The following is a 23,732-nucleotide window of genomic DNA, read 5'->3' on the forward strand; positions in this document are numbered from 1 at the left end:
GAACGCGGCTGACAGATGCGGATAATACGTCAGTGAGGCTGCATCAACGGCAACACAAGCACTGAGCAGTGGCGGCGTCCGAGCGGATCACGACACAGCCCGAGGCCGGATAGTGGCCTCGGGCTGTTGTTTGCAATCGCCGTGCTTAGTTTTTCTCAGCCGGCTTGAGGCCGGAATCATCGGCCGGCTGGAAAGTTTTGCCAGGTTCGGCAGCGGGTGTTGCCGCTGCAGGGGCGGTTTTCGCGGCTTCGGCAGCAGCAGCTTCCTGCTTGATCTTGTTGAACTGTTCCAGCGCCTGCTTGCCATACCAGCGGCCATCGACCTTGACCATGTCGCTATCGGATGACAGCGGCGTATCGAACAAGGTGTAGCTGAGCTTGACCTTGGCGGCATCGCCCTGGTTAGCCACGGTTTCGACCTTGGCCGAATCCAAAGTCTTGTCGATCGAGAAACCGTAAACCTCGAAAACCTGCTTCACGCCACCGAGCACAATGCCGGCTTTCTGCATTCCCTGATCGTAGGTGAGGGCGCGTGCTTCATCAAGGGTTTTGACATTGACGTCGCGTGCGGTTTTGCAACCCACGGCGATCGCCTGCTTGACCAGCGCGGGATCGGTGAACTTGACCTTCTGCGCCCACGCTGCCGTGGCGGCAATCGCTGCGGTGGCTTGTTCTTTCTGCTTGTCGTCGAGATCCTTGCTCTGCTGTACCGAGCTCTGCAGCATGCCCTGGCCCATCGCGATCATCATCGGCATTTGCTGCGCCATCTGCGCATCGGCTTCTTTCAGCTTCGGCTCGATTTCGGCATACAGCTTGGCTTCGGCATCCGGCGCGGTGAGCTTGGCGACACCTTCGGCGAATTTCTTGCGATCTTCGTCGGTTACTGGATCCTTGTTGAGATCCTTGTTCCAATCCGCCTTGATTTTGGCCAACTGTGCGGTTGGCAACGTGGTATCGAGCAGGGCGCCGATGTTGTTGCTACGCAGGGCTTGCAGGGCGGCTTTGACGGCCGCATCCGGCGTTGCTGCGGCAGGCGCAACCACGGGAGCTGCCGGTGCGGCGGCTTGCTGTTGCTGGTTGCAACCGATAGCGGCGCAGGCAAATGCCAGTGCCAGCGAAAGTCGAGTAAGTTTGATTGACATGACGAGCCGTCCCCACGTTATGGATTGAGAATGGCGCACTCTAGGCAGTGAGCGTGCAATTGGCAAGCGCGGGATGCGACCGGGGAAAATCCTCAGATGGCCGTTGCGGCCATCTGAGTAACGTCCGGTGATTAACCGGAGGGGGAACTTGTGTCGACAGCGCCATAATACTTAGCGCTCATAGTTAATGCAACACATTAAGTATGCGACTCCAACACAATGAATTTTTAGATCATTTATATTTTTTGGCGATTCGCCAATGCTTCGGCAACGCTTGTCTGAATCGCCTCTGCGGCATCGCGTGGATTTTCGGCATTGCGGATCGGGCGCCCGACCACGATGTAATCCGCACCGAGCGCAAACGCCTCGGCCACGTCCACGGTGCGCTTCTGGTCGTCGGTATTGCTGATCGGACGAATGCCCGGGCAGATCACAATCAAACGCGGATCGACCTGGGCGCGTAATGCTGCCACTTCCAGCCCCGACGTGATCACGCCATCGCAGCCTGCTTCGAGCGCGGCCTTGGCACGCGACAGCACCAGCGTCTGCGCATCGCACTCGAAACCGAGATCGTCCAGATCGCGTTGATCGAGACTGGTCAGCGCGGTCACCGCCAGCAGTTTGATATTGCCTTTCACTTCCGCCGCGGCGCGCATCATCGCGTTATTGCCGTGGATGGTGCAGAACGTGACCGGATAACGCGTCAGGCCTTTTACCGCGGAAGCCACCGTCGCCGGCACATCGAAAAATTTCAGGTCGACGAAAACTTTTTTGCCGCGTGCATCCAGTTCGCGTAGTACCTCGAAATATTCGCCGCTGGTGATCAGCTCCATGCCGATCTTGTAGAAAATCACCGCATCGCCGAGCCGTTCCACCCACGCCAGGGCGTCGCTTTTGCTCGGAACGTCGAGCGCGAAAATCAGGCGTTCACGGGTGGGGATAAGGTTTGTCGAAGCCATGCGAACGATCTCGGTCTGGAATGAAGATGGGTAGTGTAGTGGCACCGATTGCCGCGACCCAACAAATCGGTTCCGGCAAATTTTACGTAACAAAAAGGCCACCCGATTGCTCGGGTGGCCTTGCGTTTTTCAGCTAGCGCGAACGCTGCCTGTATCGATCAATGAACCGTCAAAACTACCGGCGCTACCAATGACGGGTTGTTCTCGTCATCCGAATTGACGCAGACGTTGGCGTTGTACTTGCCGACTGCGAGTCCGGTGGCGTTGAAGGTGACCGTCGTTGTGCCACTGTCCTGACCATTTACCGTGCCAGAGCTTGGAGCGACCGAGAGCCACGGTGCGCCGCAGCTAGCCGACGTATACAGATCCATCGCCAAACCATTCAGCGGAGCATCGCCGTTGATGATTGCGGCCCACGCAGTATCACCACTGCTCGGTGAGATCGATACCGGCGTGGAGCCCGATCCGCTGACCGATTGCTGGCGATACCAGATCGTTCCGGTGCTGTTGCCGGCGAAGGTCGGATAAACCACTACCCAGTATTTGCCAGCAAGGGTCGGCGCGGCAGGGCAGCCATTGTCGGCGGCCGTGAAGACATCGAGCTGCACAGTGTCGTAACGACCACCGGTAGCAAGGCCTGCATTGGTTGGGTCGCTGGCATGCGTGCTGCGTGTGCAACTGTAGATCTCGCCGGCACTGCCTGCATCCGGATTGCCCGCAGGCACGCCGTTCGCATCCGAATAGATCTTGAACGTTACGCTGTTCGCTGTCGCAATCTGTTGAATGGCAGGCTGGGTAAAGCCTTCCACCACCAGATATTCCAAGGAGTGCGTGCCATACAGGCTGACGTCGTCGGCGTTATAGATATCCGAGCTGTCACCGAGGAACTTGTCCGAGGAATAACCATTGTTGTTGTTGCCAACCTGAGCAACCGGTTCGACTTCGGCGGAACCGCTATCCTGAATTTCCCAGTTAAGCGGCACACCACCCACGTTGTTGATGGTCAGCGTACCGGTAGCCGTACCACCCACTGCGACGCTGGCGGTGATCGGGGTCGAATCGACCTCAATCTGCTGTGCAGCAACGTTGACTGCTACCGGCAAATGCAGCACCGGTGAGCTGTCGGACGGGGTCAAGGTAACTTCACCATAGAACCAGCCCGGCGTGGTGACGCCAGAAGTATCGATGGAGAACTTGACGGCCTTGTTGACGCCCGGCAGCGCGGTGAACGTACTCGGCGTGACCGTTGCGGTAACACCGGCATCCGTACCAACAGCAACACTCCACTGCGTTGCGGTGGCTGCAGTGCCCTTGAAGCTGCGCGTGAAGTTGCAATGCCCGACGCAGTTTTCATCGTACAGCGAGGCCAGGTTCAGGGTGCGAGGATCGCCACCTGCCGCCGGATTTGCCGCAGCGAAGTTGACGCCGAGTTCATTCATCACCAAACCGGCGAGCACAGCCTGATCCACCTGCACACGACCCGAACCGACATCGGTCGGTGTCGACGGCGATACCGAACCATCAGCTGCTTGCGTCTGCAGACCGGTATTTTTGGCCGTCAGCATCAAGGCGGATTTGATTTCCGGTGGTGACCAGCTTGGATGCGCCACGTGTACGAGTGCCGCTGAGCCAGCGATATGCGGGGTCGCCATCGAGGTGCCGCTGTCTTCGCCAACGGCGGTGGAGTCGCCGGAGAAGCTGGCGAGAATGTCTACACCCGGTGCGCCGATATCCGGCTTCAAGACGTTGACCTGACTGGTCGGGCCGCGTGAACTGAAGCTGGCGACCTGGTCAGCTATACCCGGAACCGCAACACCGGTGGTGCCGAGTGACGCGGTGGTTGTATTGCCGTTGGTGGTGGAGAACGCAGCAAGTGCATTGCCATCGGCCTGCGACATGGTGAACACCGGAATCGGCAGCCCGACCACGGTCACAATGCCGCCAATCGCGCCCGCACGATTGTTGGTGATAATCACGGCAACTGCACCGGCATCGGAAGCATTCTGCTGTTTCACAACAAAGGCACAGGTACCGCGCTGGATCACCGCGATCGAGTTTGCAAATGTGCCGGCAGCGTATGGGCTGCAACCATCGTTGGTGGGGCCATAGCCGGCGCTCACGCTGACTCGTGTAGAGCTAGGGAATGCGGAAGTAAACGGCGCGCCGCCGGCGTAAGCGGTGAAGAGCTTGCTGGCGTTGGCCGGAGGTGCACCTGGGCCAGAGACGACCAGCTGTTTGCTGAACGACTGGCGGCTGGTGGTCGTGGCGGCGATGGTGGCGTTCCACGGTGCCTGATTGCTCAGTGTGGAAGCGCCGGGGCCATCGTTGCCCGCAGCGGTGGACACAAAAATACCGGCATCGACTGCCGAGAGGAAAGCGACCTGACCAGCGTCATCCCAAGGCGACGAGCTATCACCGCCGCTGGGTCCGATCGAGTAGCTAAGTACGTCGACGATACCTTCCTGAATGGCTTCTTCGACCGCATTAATGCTGCCGGTATCAGGGCAAGTGCTGCCGATGGTGGCGTCGGGCTTGTTGAAGTCGTAGCAAACCTGCGAAATAACGATGTTGGCGTGGGGCGCAACACCGCTCAGGATATAGCTGCCGCCTTGGTAGATCGCGCCGCGATTGTTACCTGCCGAGGTGCTCGAAGTGTGGCTGCCGTGACCGTCCTGATCGTTGGCGCCAGGATTATCGTGCACTGCGCTGGTGTCGGCGGTCGCCACTGCATTGACGAAATCCCACGAGCCGATCACCTTGTCGTTGCAAGGATCGTGGCCGGCCGCATCGCCCGGATAATGACCGGCGTTACACCAGCCAAAATAGTTGCCATGGCCGAGCGGATTGGTGAACTGGTAGCTCGGGCCGCCGAGTGGATACCAAGGAAAATACTGGGAGTTTTCAAAACTCGAAAAAGCCGGGCTGCTGAAGTTCAAACCGGTATCGAGCATGCCGATAACCGCGCCTTCGCCCTTGTTGCCGATCGGGGCAGGATCATTCCATACCGTCGGTGCGCCGATCAACGCCATACTGACATTGGTTTTCAGTTCACTGTTGCGCGAAGCGCTGACGTCGACAACTCCTGGAACCTTGCGCATAGCCTGTGCTTCTTGCGCGGTCAGGCGGATGGCAAAACCATTCAATGCATAACGGTACTGCTGCTCGGCATTCAGCGGACGCTGCAATGTGGCAGAAGCCGCGCTCAGCACCGAACCCTGCTGTGCCGACAACTGGTTCGCATAACTCACGGCCTGTGGCGACTTGATGTTCAACTTCGCGCTACCGGGAATGGCGGCGCTGCTGCTGACCGCCGAACTGGTGCCGGCATTATTGCCAAGGCTGGCACTCGCAGGCGCTGCGTTCTGTGCAGCGGCTGCGGCCTCGGCACGCAGATGCGTCGCCACCGACGGCTGGCCCAGACGCACGATATACAGTGCACGATTCTGTGCATCAGTCTGAGTGGTTTCGATCGTTGCAGAGCGCGGAATCTGCGGCCCCGATGAAATTGCCACGGCGCTTGCGGAAATTCCCGCGAGTGCCAGTGCGGCGGTTAATTTTGTCAATCGTGTGTATTGCATGGATATCCCTCCAGATCCTGACCCAAGAATCGCCACCAAGTGGCGCTCGACCTAACGACTACCGATTTTGCCTTTCCCGAAGACCGTCAAACTTTCCCCTGCAAGCCAACTGATCCCAAGCTCTGCACGACCACTTTCATGCCGTCGCGACTGTAAATTTGTCCCCTACTATAGCGCTCATGACCCATTCAGGGCATGTGCAGCACTTCATTTAGTACCGGCAAACAAAAATTTTGTTGTAAGGGAATGTAACCACACCGATGAACGAACAATTTTCTTGCCCGTGTACCAGCGGCAAGCCTTACTCAAAATGCTGCCAACCGTGGCATGACGGAGCTGCCGCATCGGATGCTGAAGCACTCATGCGCTCGCGCTACAGCGCGTATGTGGTGCGGTTGCAAAGCTATCTGGTGGAGACTTGTCATTCGAGTACACGGCCGATTTCGCTCGATCTCGACCAAGGCAATTCGCCGATGTGGTTGGGACTCGAAATAAAGCGCCACGAGCAAACCGGTCCGGCCACGGCGCTGGTAGAGTTTGTCGCGCGTTTTCGAGTCGCTGGCGGCAGCGCGCAAAGATTGCATGAGATCAGTCGCTTCGTGCTGGAGGCTGGGCGATGGTATTACCTGGATGGCGTATTTCCGCGCAAATGAGTCGGAATGCCACAGTTCCATTCGCGGATAATTTTGCCAACACATCGGGCCCGTTCCCCGTATGAGAATTTAGCACAAGGTGGGGCCATACAAGACAAGATGGGCCAAGTCTTGTAATCACGCATTCATTCGCAAGATTCATTGAATCCGCCATTTTTCGCATGAAGGTCAACGCCATAAAGCTTGGGTGATTTGCACGTTGGTTGGCCGCACGTTACCCGCAGATCCGCAGCTTCGTCGCGCATGTGGTCGGGCATAGCGAGATCCAGGCGCGATTGGATGATTCGCCGCCGGGTTTTTCGGCAATGTTTCAGTTCATGTCTTGAGCTCAGCGGCGCGAGGACTCGCGCTACTCAATTCCGTAGTTGAAGCGGAATATCGTCTGACCTTCGAACGCCGCTTCCGCAGCGAAGCGGCGTTCGATAAACACCGCTTCACCGCCATGCGTGATCGCGATGACGCTACAAGCGCGAGTGCCGTAATGTGGACCGCGGATAAAGGCCGGCGATAGCCGGCGCTCGATTTCGATACCCACACCGGTATTCGGCAAGTCGGCATCGGCGGCTAGAGTTTCATCGGCCAGCACGGCGAACAGATCGGCGAAATCTTCGTGTTCGAAATCCGCTTGAGGTTTGGCTATCCAGTCCTGCAGCGCTTGTTTCAGGCGACGGATTTTTGGCCACGGCGTATCCAGCGTTGCATTGGAAAGTCCGTGGATTCCGGCCGTCAAAACCTGCGTATTTGGTTGCGGACGATTGCTGACAAAATACGCATCGTGTTTGTCGAACAACAACAGATTGAACGGTCGATAGCCGGGCGCCTTGGCAAGCAGCGCATGGGCTGATTCCTCAGCGCTCTGAGCTGCGCGTAGATAATCGGAAGCGAGCAAACCGCGCGATGCAAAATCGCCGGGGCGCAACGGTTCGCGCACATTCGTCACGACACAAGCACGACCTCGCGCGGACACACCCATCCACGTGCCGCTGGCTTCGAGATCGCGACCCGCGAGCACGTCAGGCGCATCGTTCCAGCGCGACAATGATGTTGTGGGTCGTGCGTGGAATTCATCACGATTGCCGGCCAGGATCAGCCGATAAAGCGGATGGACATCGAGGGCGAGCGCGATCAGGCACATGGATTTTTGCGGCAGTTTGGTGAAGGCACGATGCGTTGCTGAGCAGAAAAATAAACCTCGCAAACCAATGCGTCTACAACGGCCCGAACAACTCGGCCAGATCTTCCTCGTCGAAACGCAGCGATTGTGTGCTGCCACCTTCGAGCACCGCGGTTGCCAGTTCGGCCTTGCGCGTCTGCAGCGCCATGATTTTTTCTTCGACCGTGCCGCTGCAAATCAATTTGTATACAAATACAGATTTATCCTGACCGATGCGATGTGCACGATCCGATGCCTGCGCTTCCACCGCAGGGTTCCACCACGGATCGTAGTGAATTACGGTATCTGCCGCGGTCAGGTTCAAGCCGACGCCGCCGGCCTTCAGGCTGACGAGAAACACCGGCACCTCACCGCGCTGGAAACGTTCGACCAGCGGCGCGCGCGCCTTGGTCTGACCGGTCAGCATTAGGTAGTCGATCTTCCTCGCATCAAGCGCCGCGGCGATCAGATCCAGCATCTCGGTGAACTGTGAAAAAACCAGCACACGACGATCTTCGGCGACGAGTTGATCGAGTAGTTCCAGCAGCATGTCGAGCTTGGCCGATTCCTCGACACCACGCGCCGCATCGAGCTTGACCAGACGTGGATCGCAACACACTTGGCGCAACTTCAGCAGCGCATCGAGCACGACGATTCCGGATTGTCCGAGGCCACGGTGTTCGAGCGCTTCACGCACGCGATCGTGCTGTGCCAGACGCAAGGTTTCGTAGAGTTCGCGCTGACGATCTTCGAGTTCGACCAGACGCAGGATTTCGGTTTTCGGCGGTAGATCCTTGAGCACATCCTGCTTGCGCCGGCGCAACAGCAGCGGCGCGATGCGGCGATTCAACATCGCCTGCGTATCAGCATCGGCGTGTTTCTCGATCGGCGTGCGATAGGCACGCGTGAACTGGCGTTCGCTGCCGAGCAGGCCGGGCTCAACAGCATCGAATTGCGCCCAGAGTTCACCCAGATGATTCTCCAGCGGCGTGCCGGTCATCGCGATATGCCGCGTCGCTTTTATTTCGCGCACCACTTTAGCGGTTTGCGTTTGCGCGTTTTTGATCATCTGCGCTTCGTCGAGCACGAGCAGGCCGAAAGCATGTTCGAGCAGCACGTCGCGATCGCGCACCAGCAACGGATACGTGGTGATGATCATGTCGTGCGTCGGGATCAACTTGAACTGCGATTCGCGCGCCGAGCCATGCAGCACCAGCACACGCAACTGCGGCGCAAAACGCGCGGCTTCGGCGCGCCAGTTGGCGACCAGGCTGGTCGGTGCGATCACCAGCGTCGGCAGCCGCGCCGAAATTTTTTGCGCCTGATATTGCGCCAGCACATGCGCCAGTACCTGCACGGTTTTGCCCAGGCCCATGTCGTCCGCCAGAATGCCGCCGAGGCCAGCCTTGGCGAGAAAACCGAGCCACGCCAAACCCTCTTGCTGATACGGTCGCAGCGTCGCGAGAAATCCCGCTGGCGCATCGGCGACATGATGATGTTCGCGCAGCTTGGCGATCTGCTCGCGCAAGGATTCGCCGCCGTGCCACGGCAAGCCGGTGCCGCGCGCGAGTTCATCGATCACCGAGGCCTGCGCGCGGTGCAGGCGCAGATGGCCATCGGCCATGCCGCTGGAATTTTCCAGCCATTCCAGCAGCGGCGCGATGAGTGCGCGCACACGCTTCAGCGGCAGCGGCAGGCGACGCCGTTCGTCGAGCGGCGCCAGCCACATCGCATCGTCGGCTTCGTGCGCGGTGGGCTTGAGCGGGAATGATGGATCACTCAACGCGCGACGCAGGATCGGCAGCAGATCGATACGCTCACCATTGATCACGATGCCGAGGCTGACATCGAACCAGCGCGCCGCGCTGTCGTCGATTTCCGCGACCCATTTTTCCGCCGGTGGCAAAACTTCGATCGGGAAACTCGCATCGAATTCGACCTGGAAACCTTCGTTGGCGAGTCGCGGCAGCAATGGCAACCAATGATCAGGTGATGCGATTTCGCCGCGGCCGCGCTCAAGCACAAAATCGCCATCGCCAAGTTGCTCGGCACCTTCGCTCAGCAACGGCGCGAGCAATTGTGCATCGAGCAGGCTGAGTTCCTCGAAGCGCTCGTACACCGCCAGTTCGGCGGCGCGATTCGGCACTACCTCGATCTGTCGTCCGTCTGCGAGTTGACGCACTCGCGGCATTTCATCGGGCTGCATGCGGTGGCTGGCGTAATCGAAAAACAGATGCGCGCAGCCGAGGATTTCATGCACCGTGCGGCCATGCCGTTCGCGTGCCGCATGCAGACTGCGCAGGCGCAAAACCGGGGTCGGTTGCACCTGCAAGATTTCGACCGCCGCTGCTGGCGCAGGAGACAACGCGGTGCACGCGAGCAAGATTGCCGCGACGTGCTCGCAGCCGTGGCCGATCGGACACGTGCAGCTATTCACGAGCGGCCCGTTTGGCTCGAACACATTCACGCTGCAACGATACGGCGCATTACCGTTTGCACGCACCACACCTTGCAAGCTGCCGCGCGCGGACTCCGGGTAACGCAGTTGCGACACGCGATGTTCGCGCACACACGCATCCGCGCGCGCCAGCGTCGCCGCATCGAATGCGGCACGCCAATCCACGTGCATCAGCAATTGCAGAAAACTCGCCTGATCCATCAACAACAGAGCTCGATTACGGCGTTATCAAACTTCCTATCATACGCGCAGAAGTGGACGAACTTTTCGCATCGCGGCGATAAAAGATCGATTTGTGCGCGATTGCGCGAAAGCGGTGAGCGGATTGACTGCGGGCTTTCCCGACTTGCCGCATCGGAGTAGCGTTTGTCGTGATGGTTTATCCGGCACAAGCGTGGCCGGTCGCTATGATCTGCAGCATCTGACGCAGCACCTAACCGAAGGCTCGAGCCCATGTGGTATTACATCGTCAAGGTGCTGATCTCGGTCATCGTGATCGTCGCGATCAGCGAGATTTCAAAACGCAGTTCGGGCGTGGCCGCGCTATTCGCCGCGCTGCCGCTGACATCGCTGCTGGCGTTTGTCTGGCTGCATGTCGACGGCGCCACATCAACGCAAATTGCCGAGCTTTCGGGCCAGATATTCTGGCTCGTGTTGCCGTCGCTGGTTTTGTTTTTGCTGCTGCCGGCATTGTTGCGGCATGGATTGGATTTCTGGATCAGCCTCGGACTTTCGGTCGCAGCGACGATAGCCTGCTATCTCGCTTTATTGCCGATCCTGCGTCGTTTCGGCGTGCAATTGTGATCCACCAAACGTTGTCGAGTGGTGACGCCATCATGCGCAATGTTTCGGCGCTTTCGAGGAAATAAAATCGCAGAGCTGACTCCAAAGTCAGCTCTGCGTGCAGGCAAAAACTACGCCGCCGACTTTGCTGTCAGCACCGGCAACCGCCACGTCCCGAGCAACTGATTCCAGCTGGCCTTGGCTTTCACTTCATGTGCTTCCTTGACATGACCGTAGCCGCGGATGTTTTCCGGCACGCTGGCGATCTGCACGGCGAGGGCGTGGTTGTCGTGATTCAGGCCGTTGCAGAGTTCGATCATCGCGGCGCGATAGTCGACGATCCACTGCCGCTCGGAACGACGCTCGGCCGATTTGCCAAAGATGTCGAACGTGCCGCCGCGCAGGCCCTTGAGCTTGGCCAGCAGCTTGAACGCACTCATCATCCACGGCCCCATTTCGCGCTTGATCAGCTCGCCCTTGTCGTTGCGGCGCGACCATAGCGGCGGCGCAAGGTGGAAATGCACCTTGTAGTCGCCGTCGAACGTATCCTGGATGCGCTTGAGGAATTCGCCGTTGGTGTACAGGCGCGCGACTTCGTATTCGTCCTTGTATGCCATGAGCTTGAACGCGTAACGTGCCACGGCCTCGGAGAGTTCGCTCTTGCCGGCGGCTTGCTGTTTTTCGGCGCTGCGTACCTGATCGACGAGCGTCTTGTAGAGCTCGGCGTAGGAGGAGTCCTGGTAGTCGGTGAGGAAACGCATGCGACGTGTGATCTGCTCGTCCAACGATTCACTCAGATGCAGATCGTTGATTGCGGTGGACTCGTTTGAACGCTCCGCAACTGGTGCCGGCGGATGCGCCGCCGCCTGTACTGCCGCGATATCGTGCGCCGCGAGACGGCCCCATTGAAACGCCGTCTTGTTCATTTCAATCGCGGCGCCGTTGAGTTCGACCGCACGCATCAGCGCCTCGAAACTCACCGGCACCTTGCCCTGCTGCCACGCATAACCGAGCATGAAAAGATTGCTCGCGATCGAGTCGCCCATCAGTGCGACGGCGAGATCGGTGGCATCGACCAGATCGGGATTCTTGCCGCCAAGCGCGAGCTTGACCGCTTCAACGATTTCCTTCGCCGGGAACTGCATGTCGGCATTGCGCGTAAATGTGCCGGGCATTGCTTCATAGGTGTTGAGCACGACATGCGCGCGTTCGGCGCGGATTTTCGACAACGCCCAATAATCGTTGACCACGACCATGTCGCAACCGATCACGAGATCGGCTTCGCCCGCGGCGATACGCACGGCGTGGATATCTTCGGGCGTCGGCGCAATACGAATATGGCACGTTACCGCGCCGCCTTTTTGCGCAAGGCCGGTCTGGTCGAGCACAGTCGCGCCCTTGCCTTCGAGATGCGCGCCCATGCCGAGCAGTGCGCCGATCGTGACGACGCCGGTGCCGCCGATGCCGGTGACGAGGATATTCCACGGCTGCGTTAGGCTCGGCAAGGTCGGCATCGGCAGACTGTCGAAGCCGGTTTTCGCGCCCGATCCCTTGCGCTTTTTCAGCGCGCCGCCGTGCACTGTGACGAAGCTCGGGCAGAAGCCGTTGACGCAGGAATAATCTTTATTGCAATTCGATTGATCGATGCTGCGCTTGCGGCCGAATTCGGTTTCGAGCGGCAATACCGACACGCAATTCGACTTCACGCCGCAATCGCCGCAGCCTTCACAGACCATCGAGTTGATCATCACGCGCTTGGCCGGATCGGGCATCTTGCCGCGCTTGCGACGGCGACGTTTTTCCGCGGCGCAAGTCTGGTCGAAAATCAGCACGCTGGTGCCGGTGGTTTCGCTGAGGCGGCGCTGCACGCTGTCGAGATGTTCGCGCGCGTGGAACTCCACGCCCTCGGGGAAAATTTCCGGCTTCGACCATTTCTCGATGTCATCCGACATCACCACGATTGTCTTCACGCCCTCGGCGCGTACTTGGTGCGCGATGTCCGGCACGGTCAAGGTGCCGTCGACCGGTTGGCCGCCGGTCATCGCGACTGCATCGTTGTAGAGAATCTTGAACGTGATGTTGACGCCGGCTGATAACGTCTGCCGAATGCCGAGTGAACCCGAATGGAAATACGTGCCGTCGCCGAGGTTCTGGAACACATGCTTGGTTTCGGTGAATGGCGCCTGGCCGCACCACGTCGAGCCTTCGCCGCCCATCTGCGTGAAGGTGTCGGTGCGCCGATCCATCCACGTCACCATGTAGTGACAGCCGATGCCGCCGAGCGCGCGCGTGCCTTCCGGCACCACGGTCGAGCTGTTGTGCGGGCAGCCGGAACAATAATGCGCGGCGCGCGGAAAGTTCGGTCGCGGCAACGCCAGTTCGGCTTCTTTCGCGTGCATGAACGCGAGGCGTTCTTTGATGCGGTCCGAGGTGAAAAACCGCGCGAGGCGATTCGCGATCACGCCCGCAATCGTGGCCGGCGTGAGTTCGCCGGTGGATGGCAGAATCCAGTTTTCGGCTTCGTCGTACTTGCCGACCACCGATGGCCGCGTCGGCCAGTTGTACATGTATTCCTTGATCTGCGCCTCGATGAACGAGCGTTTTTCCTCGACCACGATGATGTCTTCGAGGCCGTTGGCAAACTCACGGATGCCTTCGGGCTCGAGTGGCCAGGTCATGCCGACCTTGTACACACGGATGCCGATATCGGCGCAGGCGCGGCGATCGATGCCGAGATACTCGAGCGCTTCGAGTACGTCGAGATAACTCTTGCCGGTGGTGACGATGCCGAGACGTGCGCGCGGCGAATCGAACATCACGCGATCGATCTTGTTGATACGCGCGAACGCAATCGCGGCGTGCATCGCGTACTGGTGCAGACGCATTTCCTGGTTCAGCGGCGGATCGGGCCAGCGGATGCTGAGGCCGCCGATCGGCATGACAAAATCTTCCGGCAGCAGAATATCGAGCTGATGCGGGTTGACGTTGACGCTGGCCGAGGATTCCACCGTTTCGGCAATCGTCTTGAAGCCGACCCAGCGCCCGGTGAAGCGGCTCATCGCCCAGCCGAGCAGGCCCATGTCGAGGATGTCCTGCACGCCGGCCGGATTCAAAATCGGCATCATCGCCGAGACAAATTCCTGCTCCGAACCGTGCGGCAATGTCGACGAGCGGCACGCATGATCGTCACCCGCGAGCGCGAGCACACCGCCGAGTTTCGAAGTGCCCGCGGCGTTGCCGTGCTTGAACACGTCACCGCTGCGATCCACGCCCGGACCCTTGCCGTACCACATTGCAAACACGCCGTCGTACTTCGCGCCCGGGAACAGATTGGCCTGCTGCGAACCCCACACCATGGTCGCTGCGAGGTCTTCGTTGAGGCCGGATTTGAACTCGATGTTGGACGCTTTGAGATGTTTGCCGGCGCGCCACAATTCCAGATCCAGGCCACCGAGCGGTGAGCCGCGATAACCGGAAATAAATCCGGCGGTGTTGAGATTGGCAGCGCGGTCGCGCATCTGTTGCATCAACGGCAAACGCACCAGCGCTTGCACGCCGGAGAGATAAATGCGGCCTTGTGCGCGCGTGAATTTGTCGTCGAGGGTGTAGTCGAAATCGATTTGCGGGGCGGGCACGGACATACAGTCAATCCATCAGCTGGCGAAGTGCAGAATGCCAATTCTAACATTCGTGTCCAGCGTGTGATGAATTTAGTAGTTTGTCGCGGTGGTTGTGCTTGAAACAGATCGGGCTGCAGCGACCGCAACAGGATCACTGCAGCCCGAAGCACAACGTTGTCGCTAGTGTTTTTCTGTTCCTGCCGTCGCGGCCGCTTTCTGGCCGTCGGGACTGACCGTCATCGTCGCCGCGTCACGTTCGGCGTTAGCGGCGACCGTAGCCTCTTCGCACTTCACGCTGAGCGTGGAGCCCCATGCCTGATAGGTCACGTTGGATGTGCTCGCGGCAACACGTGTGACATTGTCCGGGGTGCAGGTTTTGGTCTTGCCGGCCAAGGCATGAACCTCGACGCTGAACTTGTTGCCGTCGCCGACGCCGGAGAGCGACTGGCAGACCGTTTTGCCGATCGGGAACGAGCTGGACCAGTCGGTATGAAATGACCCCGAAACGACGCGCATCTCGGCCGCATAACCCGCGCCGACCAGCAGGCTGACACAGGCGTTGGCCTGGGCGGAGGCAACGTTGACGAGGGCGACACTGCTGATGAGCAGGGCGAGCAGAGCAAGCATGGAGCGACGAATATTACGCATGATTTATTTCCCCATAAGGCTGATAGCGCGTCACTTCGGATTCGACCATCGGGCAATGTGACGCGCTGAATTGATCGCCGGTTGGTGCCATTGCGGTGAAATCCATTCCGCTGCAGTCGCCGCGCAAAACTACGCTTTTGTGATGAGCGTACGGTCGCGAAAAATCGTTAGCCGTGCTACTGGGGATGGTTGACAGTTTGATCAGTGATGTTGCGATAGCGCATCGAAACTTTTGCGCGATGATCTCGTTTCGCGCGCTGAGTTTTTGTTGCGCTTTGCGGAGATCGCCGCATCGCTTATCGCTTGCGCAAACAAGAGATCAGGCACGATCGCGGCGCTGGGTTGTGTACTGCGCATGCGTGTAGTGAAAAAAGATTTCCGCAATCTGCGGTGCATCTGCGGGAAGGATTTCGCGATCACCGCGATAGCTGTGGGAATACGCGCGTGTTCATTCAGAACAAGCGCGCTATGCAGCCGTGCTGGAAATGTTTTTCCAGCACGGCTTAGTTTTTAGCCTGACTGCGTTTTGACCACGCCGTTGCGTGATGCAGTACGCCGCCAAATACGCACGGTCGTCTGAATTTTTTCAGGGTCCGGTCGGGCCGGTCGCACCCGTGATACCAGTTACGCCCGTTGCTCCTGTCGCCCCAGTAGCACCGGTAGCGCCCGTGACTCCCGATGCAACGTTCAGTGCAATCAGCATGAGTGAAGTATTGCTACCAGCGGGCAGAGTTGCGTTTCCCGGCGACGCCGATGTTGAGAGCTGCAACTGCAGAACATCATTGGCATTCAGCGAAAGTATGTCCTCGGCGGTAAGCGTGCCGGATTGATTGCTATTGCTCGGAAAGCTGATGCTGCTGCTCGTACCGGGCTGAGTGACAGCGTTCACCGTCACGCGCGCGGATACGGTGCTGCTGCTGAGGTTAAATTGGACTAGGGGATTTGCAACATAACTCACGCGATAGATGCCAGCCTGCAGCACCGTGACCGCGCCAGTCGCGATATTCAATGTGGCGCCCGAGGTGTAGACGTTGTCTGGCAGCACGATGTTCCCAAAGCTGCCGAAAGGTGCGAGGGATTGTGTGGTATTGATCCGGTGCGCAACGAGCACCGGCAGATTCGGCCCGCTGCCGGTGGGGCCGGTAACGCCGGTTGTGCCCGTTGCACCGGTAGCGCCGATGTCGCCCGTAACACCGGTTATGCCAGCGATACCGCTCGAACCCGTTGCGCCGACCAGACCTTGTAATCCCGTTGCTCCCGTGGCGCCCGCAGCACCAGTCGAGCCGGTGCTGCCGATATTTCCAGTGACACCGATCAAACCCGTTGCACCGGTTACGCCAGTTGCTCCCGCAGAACCGGTTGAACCCACCGCGCCGGTTATTCCTGTGCTCCCGGTATTTCCGGCAGTACCAATCAAACCGGTTGCACCCGTCACGCCAGTGGCTCCCGCTGAACCAGTCGACCCCGTTGCGCCAGTCGGCCCGACACTGCCGCTGCCGCCCGCGCCGGTGGCGCCGGCAACACCCGTCGCACCAGTAGCTCCGTTGGAACCGGTGGGCCCGACTAGGCCGATACCCGTGGCGCCGATCGGCCCGGTAGTGCCGGCAGCGCCAGTCGCACCTGCGACACCGGTCGAACCCGCGGGGCCGGTTGGGCCGATCGCGCCATTACCGGTTCCCGCCGCACAGGGGCCGAGCAAGCCGGTGGTCGTATCGAAACACACAAGCGCGCCTTGCTGCAGCGCTGCGCCGAGTCCCGGCAGTAGCAGATTACCGTTGGCATCGATCTTGAAGCGGATCGCATTGCCGCTGCTGTCCTTCACCACAAAACCGCCGCCGCTCGGCGGAGTCACGCTGACATCCTGGGCGTGAACAACGTTACCGAACGTCAGCGCAATGGCCAGCGAGAGGGAGGACAGGCGAAGGTTTTTCATGACGCAATTCCTCGGTGGAACCAGCAACGGAAATGATGAAAATCAGCGGGTGTCGGAGCGATCAAATCGCGCAACCAGCACACGTGAAAAAGTTACACCGAATGAGATTATTTTTTAGCCGCCGATAACATGCATGCGCATGAAAGCGGCACGCAAAAAATCCGCAGCATGGCCGAAGCGAGCCGAGACGATGGTGTTTGCATAGTTCCCAGCCCCCTGAGTTTGCGTCGATAGCGCGCGACCGATAGTGCGGGCGAGTCAATGGCGACGCCGTGATTGTGCAGCATCCCCCCTCGCATCGCACTACCCAATCGGCGAATTTACAAAAACGCAGTTTTGCGTAATACCACGCAGCGGCGTGGCATGATGCGCGACAAAGGAGATCACGCCATGTCCGAGCCGACCAAATCATCCGTTCGCAAGATCATCAAAGGCGCCGTGCAAAAGCCGGTGCAGCATGTCGATGCGGTGGTCGATAGCACCGCCGAATTGCTCCATAGCAGCGGTCATATGCAGCCGGGTGATGGCATTATTTCCAGCGTGATTGCGTTGTCGCTCGGGTTCTTGAGTTTGCTCGCGGTCGCCGCGTTTCATTTTCCGCAGTACCTGACCACACCGGAGTTGCGCCATCAATATTCGGTCGATACCTTGCGCCTGATGTTGTTCGGCGGCTTGTTGCTGGCCGGCGGACTGGCGCTGAAAAATCTCGTGGTCGGGCGCCGCCGCAATTTGAATATCGTCGCGTTTTTATTCGTGCTGGTGGCGGTTGCGTGCGGCGGTTCACGCGTGGTCGTGAATGATTTTGCCGATCACACGCCGTACATCGGCCTCGACTGGTTCATCATCGATCTGCTCGGTTCGACCACACTGTTCGTGGTTATCGAAAAACTGTTTCCGCTGTATCGTGATCAAGCGATTTTCCGCAAGGAATGGCAGACCGACATGAAACATTTTGCGGTCAATCATTTTCTGGTCGGGTTGATTTTGATGACGGTGAATTTCCTGATTCACCACATGTTCGGCTGGCTGGTGAGCAGCGATTTCCAGCAATACGTGCAGCACATCAGTTTTATTCCGCAACTGTTGTTGTGCATTCTTGTCGCCGATCTCGCGCAATACTGGACCCATCGCGCGTATCACGAAATTCCGTACTTCTGGCGCTATCACGCCGTGCATCACAGCGTGAAAACCATGGACTGGCTGGCCGGTTCGCGCCAGCACATGCTGGAGCTGATCTGCACGCGTGTGCTGGTGCTTGCGCCGCTGTACGTACTCGGTTTCAGCGAGGCTGTGATCAACGCCTACATCATCGTGGTCGGCTTCCAGGCGGTATTCAATCACGCCAACGTGCATCTGCCGTGGGGGCCGCTGAGATACATCATCGTGACGCCGGATTTTCATCACTGGCATCACGCCTCCGATGACGAAGCGATCGACAAGAATTACGCCGCGCACTACGCGTTTCTCGATCACCTGTTCGGTACCGCGGTTAACGTGCCGCCGACCAAACGTTTCCCGGCAACCTACGGCGTGGTTGGCGATTACATGCCGGACGGATTCATCCGCCAGCAGATGTTCCCGTTTCGCTCGAAGGCGACAGCAACACCGACGAAGTGAAAGGCCAGGAATAGAAAATTTCTAGAAAATTCTGGCTTTTTGCTGCGTAAATCTCTGAGTAGAAAAATTTTTTCGCGCGACCCATCGCAAAACCAGTGCTGACGCGACCAATACCTTTGGCGCGCCAGCGTTGGCAACATCAGATCATTGCCAGCCGTTCGAAAAAATTCGATCGACGGTAATTACGCGTGCGCTGCTTTGAATCACCTGTTGTGAAGAGTCGCCGAATGTCGATGCTGCGGTAGCGTAACTGGTAGCGGTGATATTGAAATAATTGTCGATGCGAATCGGTGCGGTCGAGGTGATTTGCCAGCCGCCGGGGATGCGTTGCATCGCACCGAGCGTGATTATCACGCCGCCGCTGCCGCTCGGGTGATACGAGCACTCGAGTACGGGCGGCACAGTGAGCTCCGGCGAGCTGCCGCCGCGCAGCCAGGTAAATACCGTGCCATTGGCGTTGACGGTCAGTGACTGGGTCGCCGCGTCCGGCAGAATCTTGCGCGTGATCTTGTTGTAGCTGTGTCCACCGGAAAGGGTAAACCCGCCGGAGAGCAGCAGCCGTCCGTCGGGTTGCAGGCTCATCCCGCTTGGCGTCCCATCCATGCCGTCGTCATAGAACGAAGAATCCAGGCTGCCATCCGCATTTAGGCGCGCGAGAAGATCTCTTGTGCTGCCGCTGGTCGAGCCGAAGTTGCCGCCCACGATCACGCGGCCATCGGCTTGCAATGCCATCGCGTTGACATTGTCGCTGAGCAGCGTGCCGGGATCGAAACTGCTATCGAACGCGCCGTTGCTGAGCAGGCGTGCGGCGCGCAGACGCGGTTGACCGGCGTAGCTGATGAAATCGCCAGCGATCAGGATGCGCCCGTCCGGTTGCACCGCCAAGCCGGTGAGAGACTGTTGATCCGGTCCCAGCACGCCAGTAGTAACAGTGAAGCTGTTGTCCTGCGTGCCATCACTGTTCAAGCGTGCGACGCGACTGCTGGGCATGACGCACACCGCATCGGTGCAGCGGCCAGCGATAAGGATCTTGCCGTCTGCCTGCAGCGCGAAGGACTGCAGATAGTCGAAGCCGCTGAGGTCGGCCGTGAACGTCGTATCCAGACTGGCATCGCTGTTCATGCGCGCCAAACTCTGGCGTGGCTGACCGTTCACCGTGGTGAAACCGCCGAGCAGCAATACCTTGCCATTCGGTTGCAGCAGCAGGCCGAGCATCTGGCCATTTGTGCCGGGTGTAGGCGCGAACAACGTATCCAGTGTGCCGTCGTATTTGGCGCGCGCAATCATGCCGCGCGTGGTGCCGTTGTAGTGGGCGAAGTCGCCGGCTAGCAGCACACGACCATCGGTTTGCGAGGCGAGCGCGCTGACCACGGAATCGGCGCCGGTGCCCGGTGCGAAGCTGGTATCCAGCGAGCCAGTCGCCAGCAAACGCACGATATTCTTGCGTGACTGGCCGCCGACCGTACTGAAAAATCCGCCGACTACAATCGTACCATCGGTTTGCACGCTGACACCGCCGACCGCATCGGCCGTGGAAAACGGCGAGGCGAATCCGCCATCGAGCAAGCCATTCGCAGTGAGCCTTGCCACATGATTTCGGGTAATACCGTTGACCGTGACGAAATCTCCGCCGATCAGGACATTGCCATCGGCTTGCAGCGCGATGCTGCGCAGGAGATTTCCAGAAGTGCCCGCACCGGTGCCGATAGTGAACGAAAAATCGATCGTGCCATCATTGTTCACACCGGCCACATGGTTGTAGGCACTGCCCGCATACGAGGTGAACATGCCGCCGATCACCAGCGCGCCGTTCGGTCGCAATACAAGGCTGTGGACAAACGCATTCGGGCCAGTGCCGGGATTAAAGCCGGCATCCAACGTGCCGTTGTCGAGTACGCGCGCGATGCGATTGATCACCGTGCCACGCAAAGTGGTGAACTGGCCGCCTAGCAGGATGTTGCCATCCATTTGCAGCGCCAGCGCGTACACCGCGGCGTTGGCGCTGAGTTGCAGATCAAAATTTAGATCGAGTGTGCCGGTACTGAAAAACCGAGCGATACCGACACGCGAAGTGCCGCCGATGCTATCGAAGCGTCCGCCGACCACCATTGTGCCGTTCGGCAGCACGAGGAACTTCTCGATGGTCGGTACGCCGGAAATAACACCGAGCGTGCCGGAGTTGAAACTCGGATCGATCGAGCCGTCGGCGAACAAGCGTGCAATGTGATTGTGTGCTGCGCCGGCGTAACTCGTGAACGAACCGCCGATCAGGATTTTTCCATCCGGCTGCAACGCAACGGCGCTCACATCATTGTTGGCCGAGCCGGCGGTAGCAAAGCCGGTATCGAGCGTGCCGTCGGCATGCAATCGTGCTAGAAAAGATTTCGCCGTGCCATCCACCGCGATGAAATTGCCACCGATCAGGATCTGGCCATCGCTCTGAACCGCGACCGCCTCGACCGTGCTCGAGATATTGATGAGCGCGCTGAAATCGGGATCGACCTGGCCGGTTGGCAGCAACCGCACGATGCCCGATTGCGCCTGAGTACCGACCGCCGAAGTGCCGCCGACCAGCGCCTTGCCATCCGCCTGCACCGCGAGCGCGTAGACCGGACCATTCACATTGGAGTTGTAGCCGGCGAAATCGGTGATTTGTGCGTGTGCAAGTGTGTTAGCGAAAATCACCGCGCTTGCGAGCAGCCAAAGCCCGCCGGAAAACCTCCGCACGGTTCGGTCGGTTATGCGGTGGTTTTGATGTGACATGAGGCGTGCTCCTGGGCTTGCCGCAATTGGCTTCCACGAGTAACGCCGTTTTAGAACGAACTGCGACATTCAATAGCGCGTTGTACAAAAACGTGTGTCCAGGTCAACGAGAAAATCTTCTATGGATGTTGCAAATCCAGTTTGCGAGAGTAGATAAACGCGTGTGGATTCAAACGCGAGCGCGGGTGTTTTCAGTGTTGTAGGCGCGCGGCGAAATTTGCCGCTCAATCCACTCGAACACTTCCTGCACCAGCAGTGCCATGACCGCAGCAGGGATCGCACCTTCGAGAATGAGCGCGATATTGTCGAGGCGGATGCCGGTGAGAATGGTTTCGCCGTAACCACCCGCGCCGATCAGCGCGCCGAGCGTGGCAGTGCCGACATTGATCACCGCGGCGATTTTTATTCCGGCCAGGATGGTGCGCGCGGCGAGCGGCAATTCGATCCGCCACAAGCGGGTCGAATACGGCAAGCCGAGCGCGGCGGCAGACTCGCGCAGCTCGGGCGTTATGCCAGTCAAACCGGCGTAAGTATTGCGCACGATCGGCAGCAGGCTGTAGAGAAACAGAGCGACGATCGCGGTCGGTGCCCCGATGCCGAACAGCGGGATCATGAATACGAACATCGCCAGTGATGGCACGGTTTGCAGGATGCCGGTGAGCGAGAGAATGATACGCGCGACTCTTGGTTTTCGCGCGGCGAAAATGCCGAGCGGCAGGCCGAGCAAGAGCGCCAGGCTGAGCGACAGCGAGACGAGTTCGAGATGCTCCAGTGTGCGCGCGAGGATACGTGTTATGCGGCCTGCATCTGCGGCCGAATCCGACCCGACACCAAGAAATTCCGCAGCGACATCAGTATCGGTTCGCGCTGAAATTTTCACCGCGGCGTTCATGCGTTGCATCGCCGCGAGATCGATGCGCGCACCCAGCGACCGCAATACGGCAGCGAGCGCCGGCTCGCGTTTTAATGCATCGAGGCGATACACGAGTACGGCGTCGTAGCGCGGAAAATATTTGCGATCGTCATCGAGCACGCGCAGATCGTAATAGGCAATTTCGGCGTCGCTGGTATACAAATCCACGACGTCGATCGAATCACTTTTCAAGGCGCGATACGCCAGGTCGTGATCCATGCCGCGCGGCACCTGCGGCAATCCGTACGCTTCGCGCAACGCCGGCCAACCATCGCCGCGCTGCAGAAATTCGTTCGACAAACCGAACCGCAATTCAGGATGTTTCGGCAGATCCGAAATGCGTTCGATACCGAGTTTCTGTGCCGCCGTACGTGCCATGCCGAGCGCGTAACTGTCGTTGAAACCGAGCGGTGCGCTGAGGCCGAGTCCGCGCGATTTCAGCGCCGCGCCGATCGCGGCGAGACCAGCATTTGCTGGCAGTTCCGGCAGCAGTTCACGCAGTAGCGTGCCGGTGTATTCCGCATAGATATCGATGTCGCCGTTTTCCAGCGCGCGCCACACGATGCGCGTGCCGCCGAGCGCACGACGATGCTGCATTTCGATGTGCTGCTGCTGCGCCTGCAGCCGCACGATCTCTGCGAGCAACAACGATTCGGTAAAGTTTTTCGAGCCGACCACGAGCGGTTTTGCGCATACCGGATGGATCGACAAAACCAGCACGAAGATCAATACGACATGACGAAAAATACTCATGCGGATGCCGCCGTCAGATCGCGGCGAGCATGTACAAAACGTTCGACCCATGCGTTCGCTGGCGTGTGTCGCAAGGCATCCAGATCGCCGCTCTGCTGCACCTTGCCGGCATCGAGCAAAATCAGTCGCGGCGCAAGAAATGCCGCCTCGGCGAGATCATGCGTGACCAGCACGACGGTTTTGTCGATGCCGGTAAAAATCGCCGCGAGTTCGTCCTGCAGTTCGTAACGCACGATCGGATCGAGCGCACTCAATGGTTCATCAAGCAACAGCGCCAGCGGATCGAGCATCAACGCGCGCATCAGCGCCACGCGTTGGCGCTGTCCGCCGGAAAGTTCGAGCGGATAACGCTGTAATCCATCGCGCGGAAAATGCGTGAGCGCGGCGAGGATTTCGATGCGCTCCTCGATGCGCGTCTTCGGCCAGCCGACATACTGTGGCAGCAGCGCGAGGTTATCGTACGCGCTGAGATGCGGGAACAAACCGCCATCCTGGATGACGTAGCCGATGCCGCGACGCAGCGCGAGCAGATCGAGGTTTTGCAGCGGTACGCCGTCGATGCGAACGACACCGCTATCCGCGCGCTCCAGGCCGAGCAACAACCGCAACACGGTGGATTTTCCCGAGCCGCTGCTGCCGATCAGTGCACTGATTGAACCGCGCGGAAATTCGAGCGTTACGCCTTCGAGCGCGAGCGTCGTGCCGTAATATTTGCTGACGTTGTCAAGCTGAAACATACGCGTTTTCCAGGCGAGGCAAA

The 23,732-nt window shown here is 59.1% G+C and carries 14 protein-coding genes; 3 read left to right on the forward strand and 11 right to left on the reverse strand.

The genetic code is table 11. The annotated features are described in order from the left end of the window. Nucleotides 1–145 precede the first annotated feature (145 nt). The 3 genes from ELE36_RS00415 to ELE36_RS00425 all read right to left on the reverse strand — a co-directional run bounded on the left by ELE36_RS00415 (nt 146) and on the right by ELE36_RS00425 (nt 5,678). Entirely contained in the window at nt 146–1,141 is a 996-nt protein-coding gene (locus ELE36_RS00415) for a hypothetical protein (protein WP_129831212.1), read from the reverse strand. A gap of 236 nt (nt 1,142–1,377) precedes the next feature. After that, the gene (pyrF, locus tag ELE36_RS00420) at nt 1,378–2,100 is read right to left on the reverse strand and encodes an orotidine-5'-phosphate decarboxylase (RefSeq protein WP_129831213.1); all 723 of its coding nucleotides are present in this window, start codon (nt 2,098–2,100) and stop codon (nt 1,378–1,380) included. Between the two features lie 158 nt (nt 2,101–2,258). After that, nucleotides 2,259–5,678, reverse strand: a complete 3,420-nt coding sequence (locus ELE36_RS00425; RefSeq protein ID WP_129831214.1) for a S8 family serine peptidase — start codon at nt 5,676–5,678, stop codon at nt 2,259–2,261. Between the two features lie 260 nt (nt 5,679–5,938). Here ELE36_RS00425 and ELE36_RS00430 point away from each other — a divergent pair, with 260 nt between their 5' ends. Continuing rightward, on the forward strand, nt 5,939–6,331 hold the full coding sequence (locus ELE36_RS00430) for a YchJ family protein (RefSeq protein ID WP_129831215.1): 393 nt from the start codon (nt 5,939–5,941) through the stop codon (nt 6,329–6,331). 349 nt (nt 6,332–6,680) lie between these two features. Here ELE36_RS00430 and ELE36_RS00435 read toward each other — a convergent pair whose 3' ends face one another. Continuing rightward, a complete protein-coding gene (locus ELE36_RS00435; protein ID WP_129831216.1) occupies nt 6,681–7,466 on the reverse strand; it encodes an NRDE family protein in 786 nt (261 codons plus the stop codon). 73 nt (nt 7,467–7,539) lie between these two features. Further along, a complete protein-coding gene (locus ELE36_RS00440; RefSeq protein WP_129836523.1) occupies nt 7,540–10,143 on the reverse strand; it encodes a DEAD/DEAH box helicase in 2,604 nt (867 codons plus the stop codon). Nucleotides 10,144–10,395: 252 nt separating this feature from the next. Between ELE36_RS00440 and ELE36_RS00445 the strand changes: the two genes are divergently transcribed. Continuing rightward, on the forward strand, nt 10,396–10,746 hold the full coding sequence (locus ELE36_RS00445) for a DUF3147 family protein (protein ID WP_129831217.1): 351 nt from the start codon (nt 10,396–10,398) through the stop codon (nt 10,744–10,746). A 110-nt stretch (nt 10,747–10,856) separates the two neighbouring features. Here the strand turns inward: ELE36_RS00445 and ELE36_RS00450 are convergent, their stop codons facing one another. The 3 genes from ELE36_RS00450 to ELE36_RS20905 form a co-directional block, all read right to left on the reverse strand. Then, nucleotides 10,857–14,366: an indolepyruvate ferredoxin oxidoreductase family protein gene (locus ELE36_RS00450; protein ID WP_129831218.1), complete on the reverse strand. Its 3,510-nt coding sequence runs from the start codon at nt 14,364–14,366 to the stop codon at nt 10,857–10,859. Nucleotides 14,367–14,525: 159 nt separating this feature from the next. Continuing rightward, nucleotides 14,526–14,993 carry a hypothetical protein gene (locus tag ELE36_RS00455; RefSeq protein ID WP_129831219.1) on the reverse strand — a complete coding sequence of 156 codons (468 nt, stop codon included), beginning with the start codon at nt 14,991–14,993 and terminating at the stop codon, nt 14,526–14,528. Nucleotides 14,994–15,579: 586 nt separating this feature from the next. After that, nucleotides 15,580–16,926 carry a BclA C-terminal domain-containing protein gene (locus tag ELE36_RS20905; RefSeq protein ID WP_129831220.1) on the reverse strand — a complete coding sequence of 449 codons (1,347 nt, stop codon included), beginning with the start codon at nt 16,924–16,926 and terminating at the stop codon, nt 15,580–15,582. A gap of 390 nt (nt 16,927–17,316) precedes the next feature. Here ELE36_RS20905 and ELE36_RS00465 point away from each other — a divergent pair, with 390 nt between their 5' ends. Continuing rightward, nucleotides 17,317–18,543 carry a sterol desaturase family protein gene (locus tag ELE36_RS00465; RefSeq protein WP_129831221.1) on the forward strand — a complete coding sequence of 409 codons (1,227 nt, stop codon included), beginning with the start codon at nt 17,317–17,319 and terminating at the stop codon, nt 18,541–18,543. 144 nt (nt 18,544–18,687) lie between these two features. Here the strand turns inward: ELE36_RS00465 and ELE36_RS00470 are convergent, their stop codons facing one another. From ELE36_RS00470 to ELE36_RS00480, 3 genes are all read right to left on the reverse strand, one after another. Beyond that, on the reverse strand, nt 18,688–21,306 hold the full coding sequence (locus tag ELE36_RS00470; RefSeq protein ID WP_165371403.1) for a hypothetical protein: 2,619 nt from the start codon (nt 21,304–21,306) through the stop codon (nt 18,688–18,690). 169 nt (nt 21,307–21,475) lie between these two features. Next, a complete protein-coding gene (locus tag ELE36_RS00475; RefSeq protein WP_425480923.1) occupies nt 21,476–22,966 on the reverse strand; it encodes a glycine betaine ABC transporter substrate-binding protein in 1,491 nt (496 codons plus the stop codon). Nucleotides 22,967–22,968: 2 nt separating this feature from the next. Further along, complete coding sequence (locus ELE36_RS00480) at nt 22,969–23,709, reverse strand: ATP-binding cassette domain-containing protein (protein ID WP_129831224.1); 741 nt, start codon at nt 23,707–23,709, stop codon at nt 22,969–22,971. Nucleotides 23,710–23,732: the final 23 nt, after the last annotated feature.

The organism is Pseudolysobacter antarcticus, assembly GCF_004168365.1.
GTDB lineage: Bacteria > Pseudomonadota > Gammaproteobacteria > Xanthomonadales > Rhodanobacteraceae > Pseudolysobacter > Pseudolysobacter antarcticus.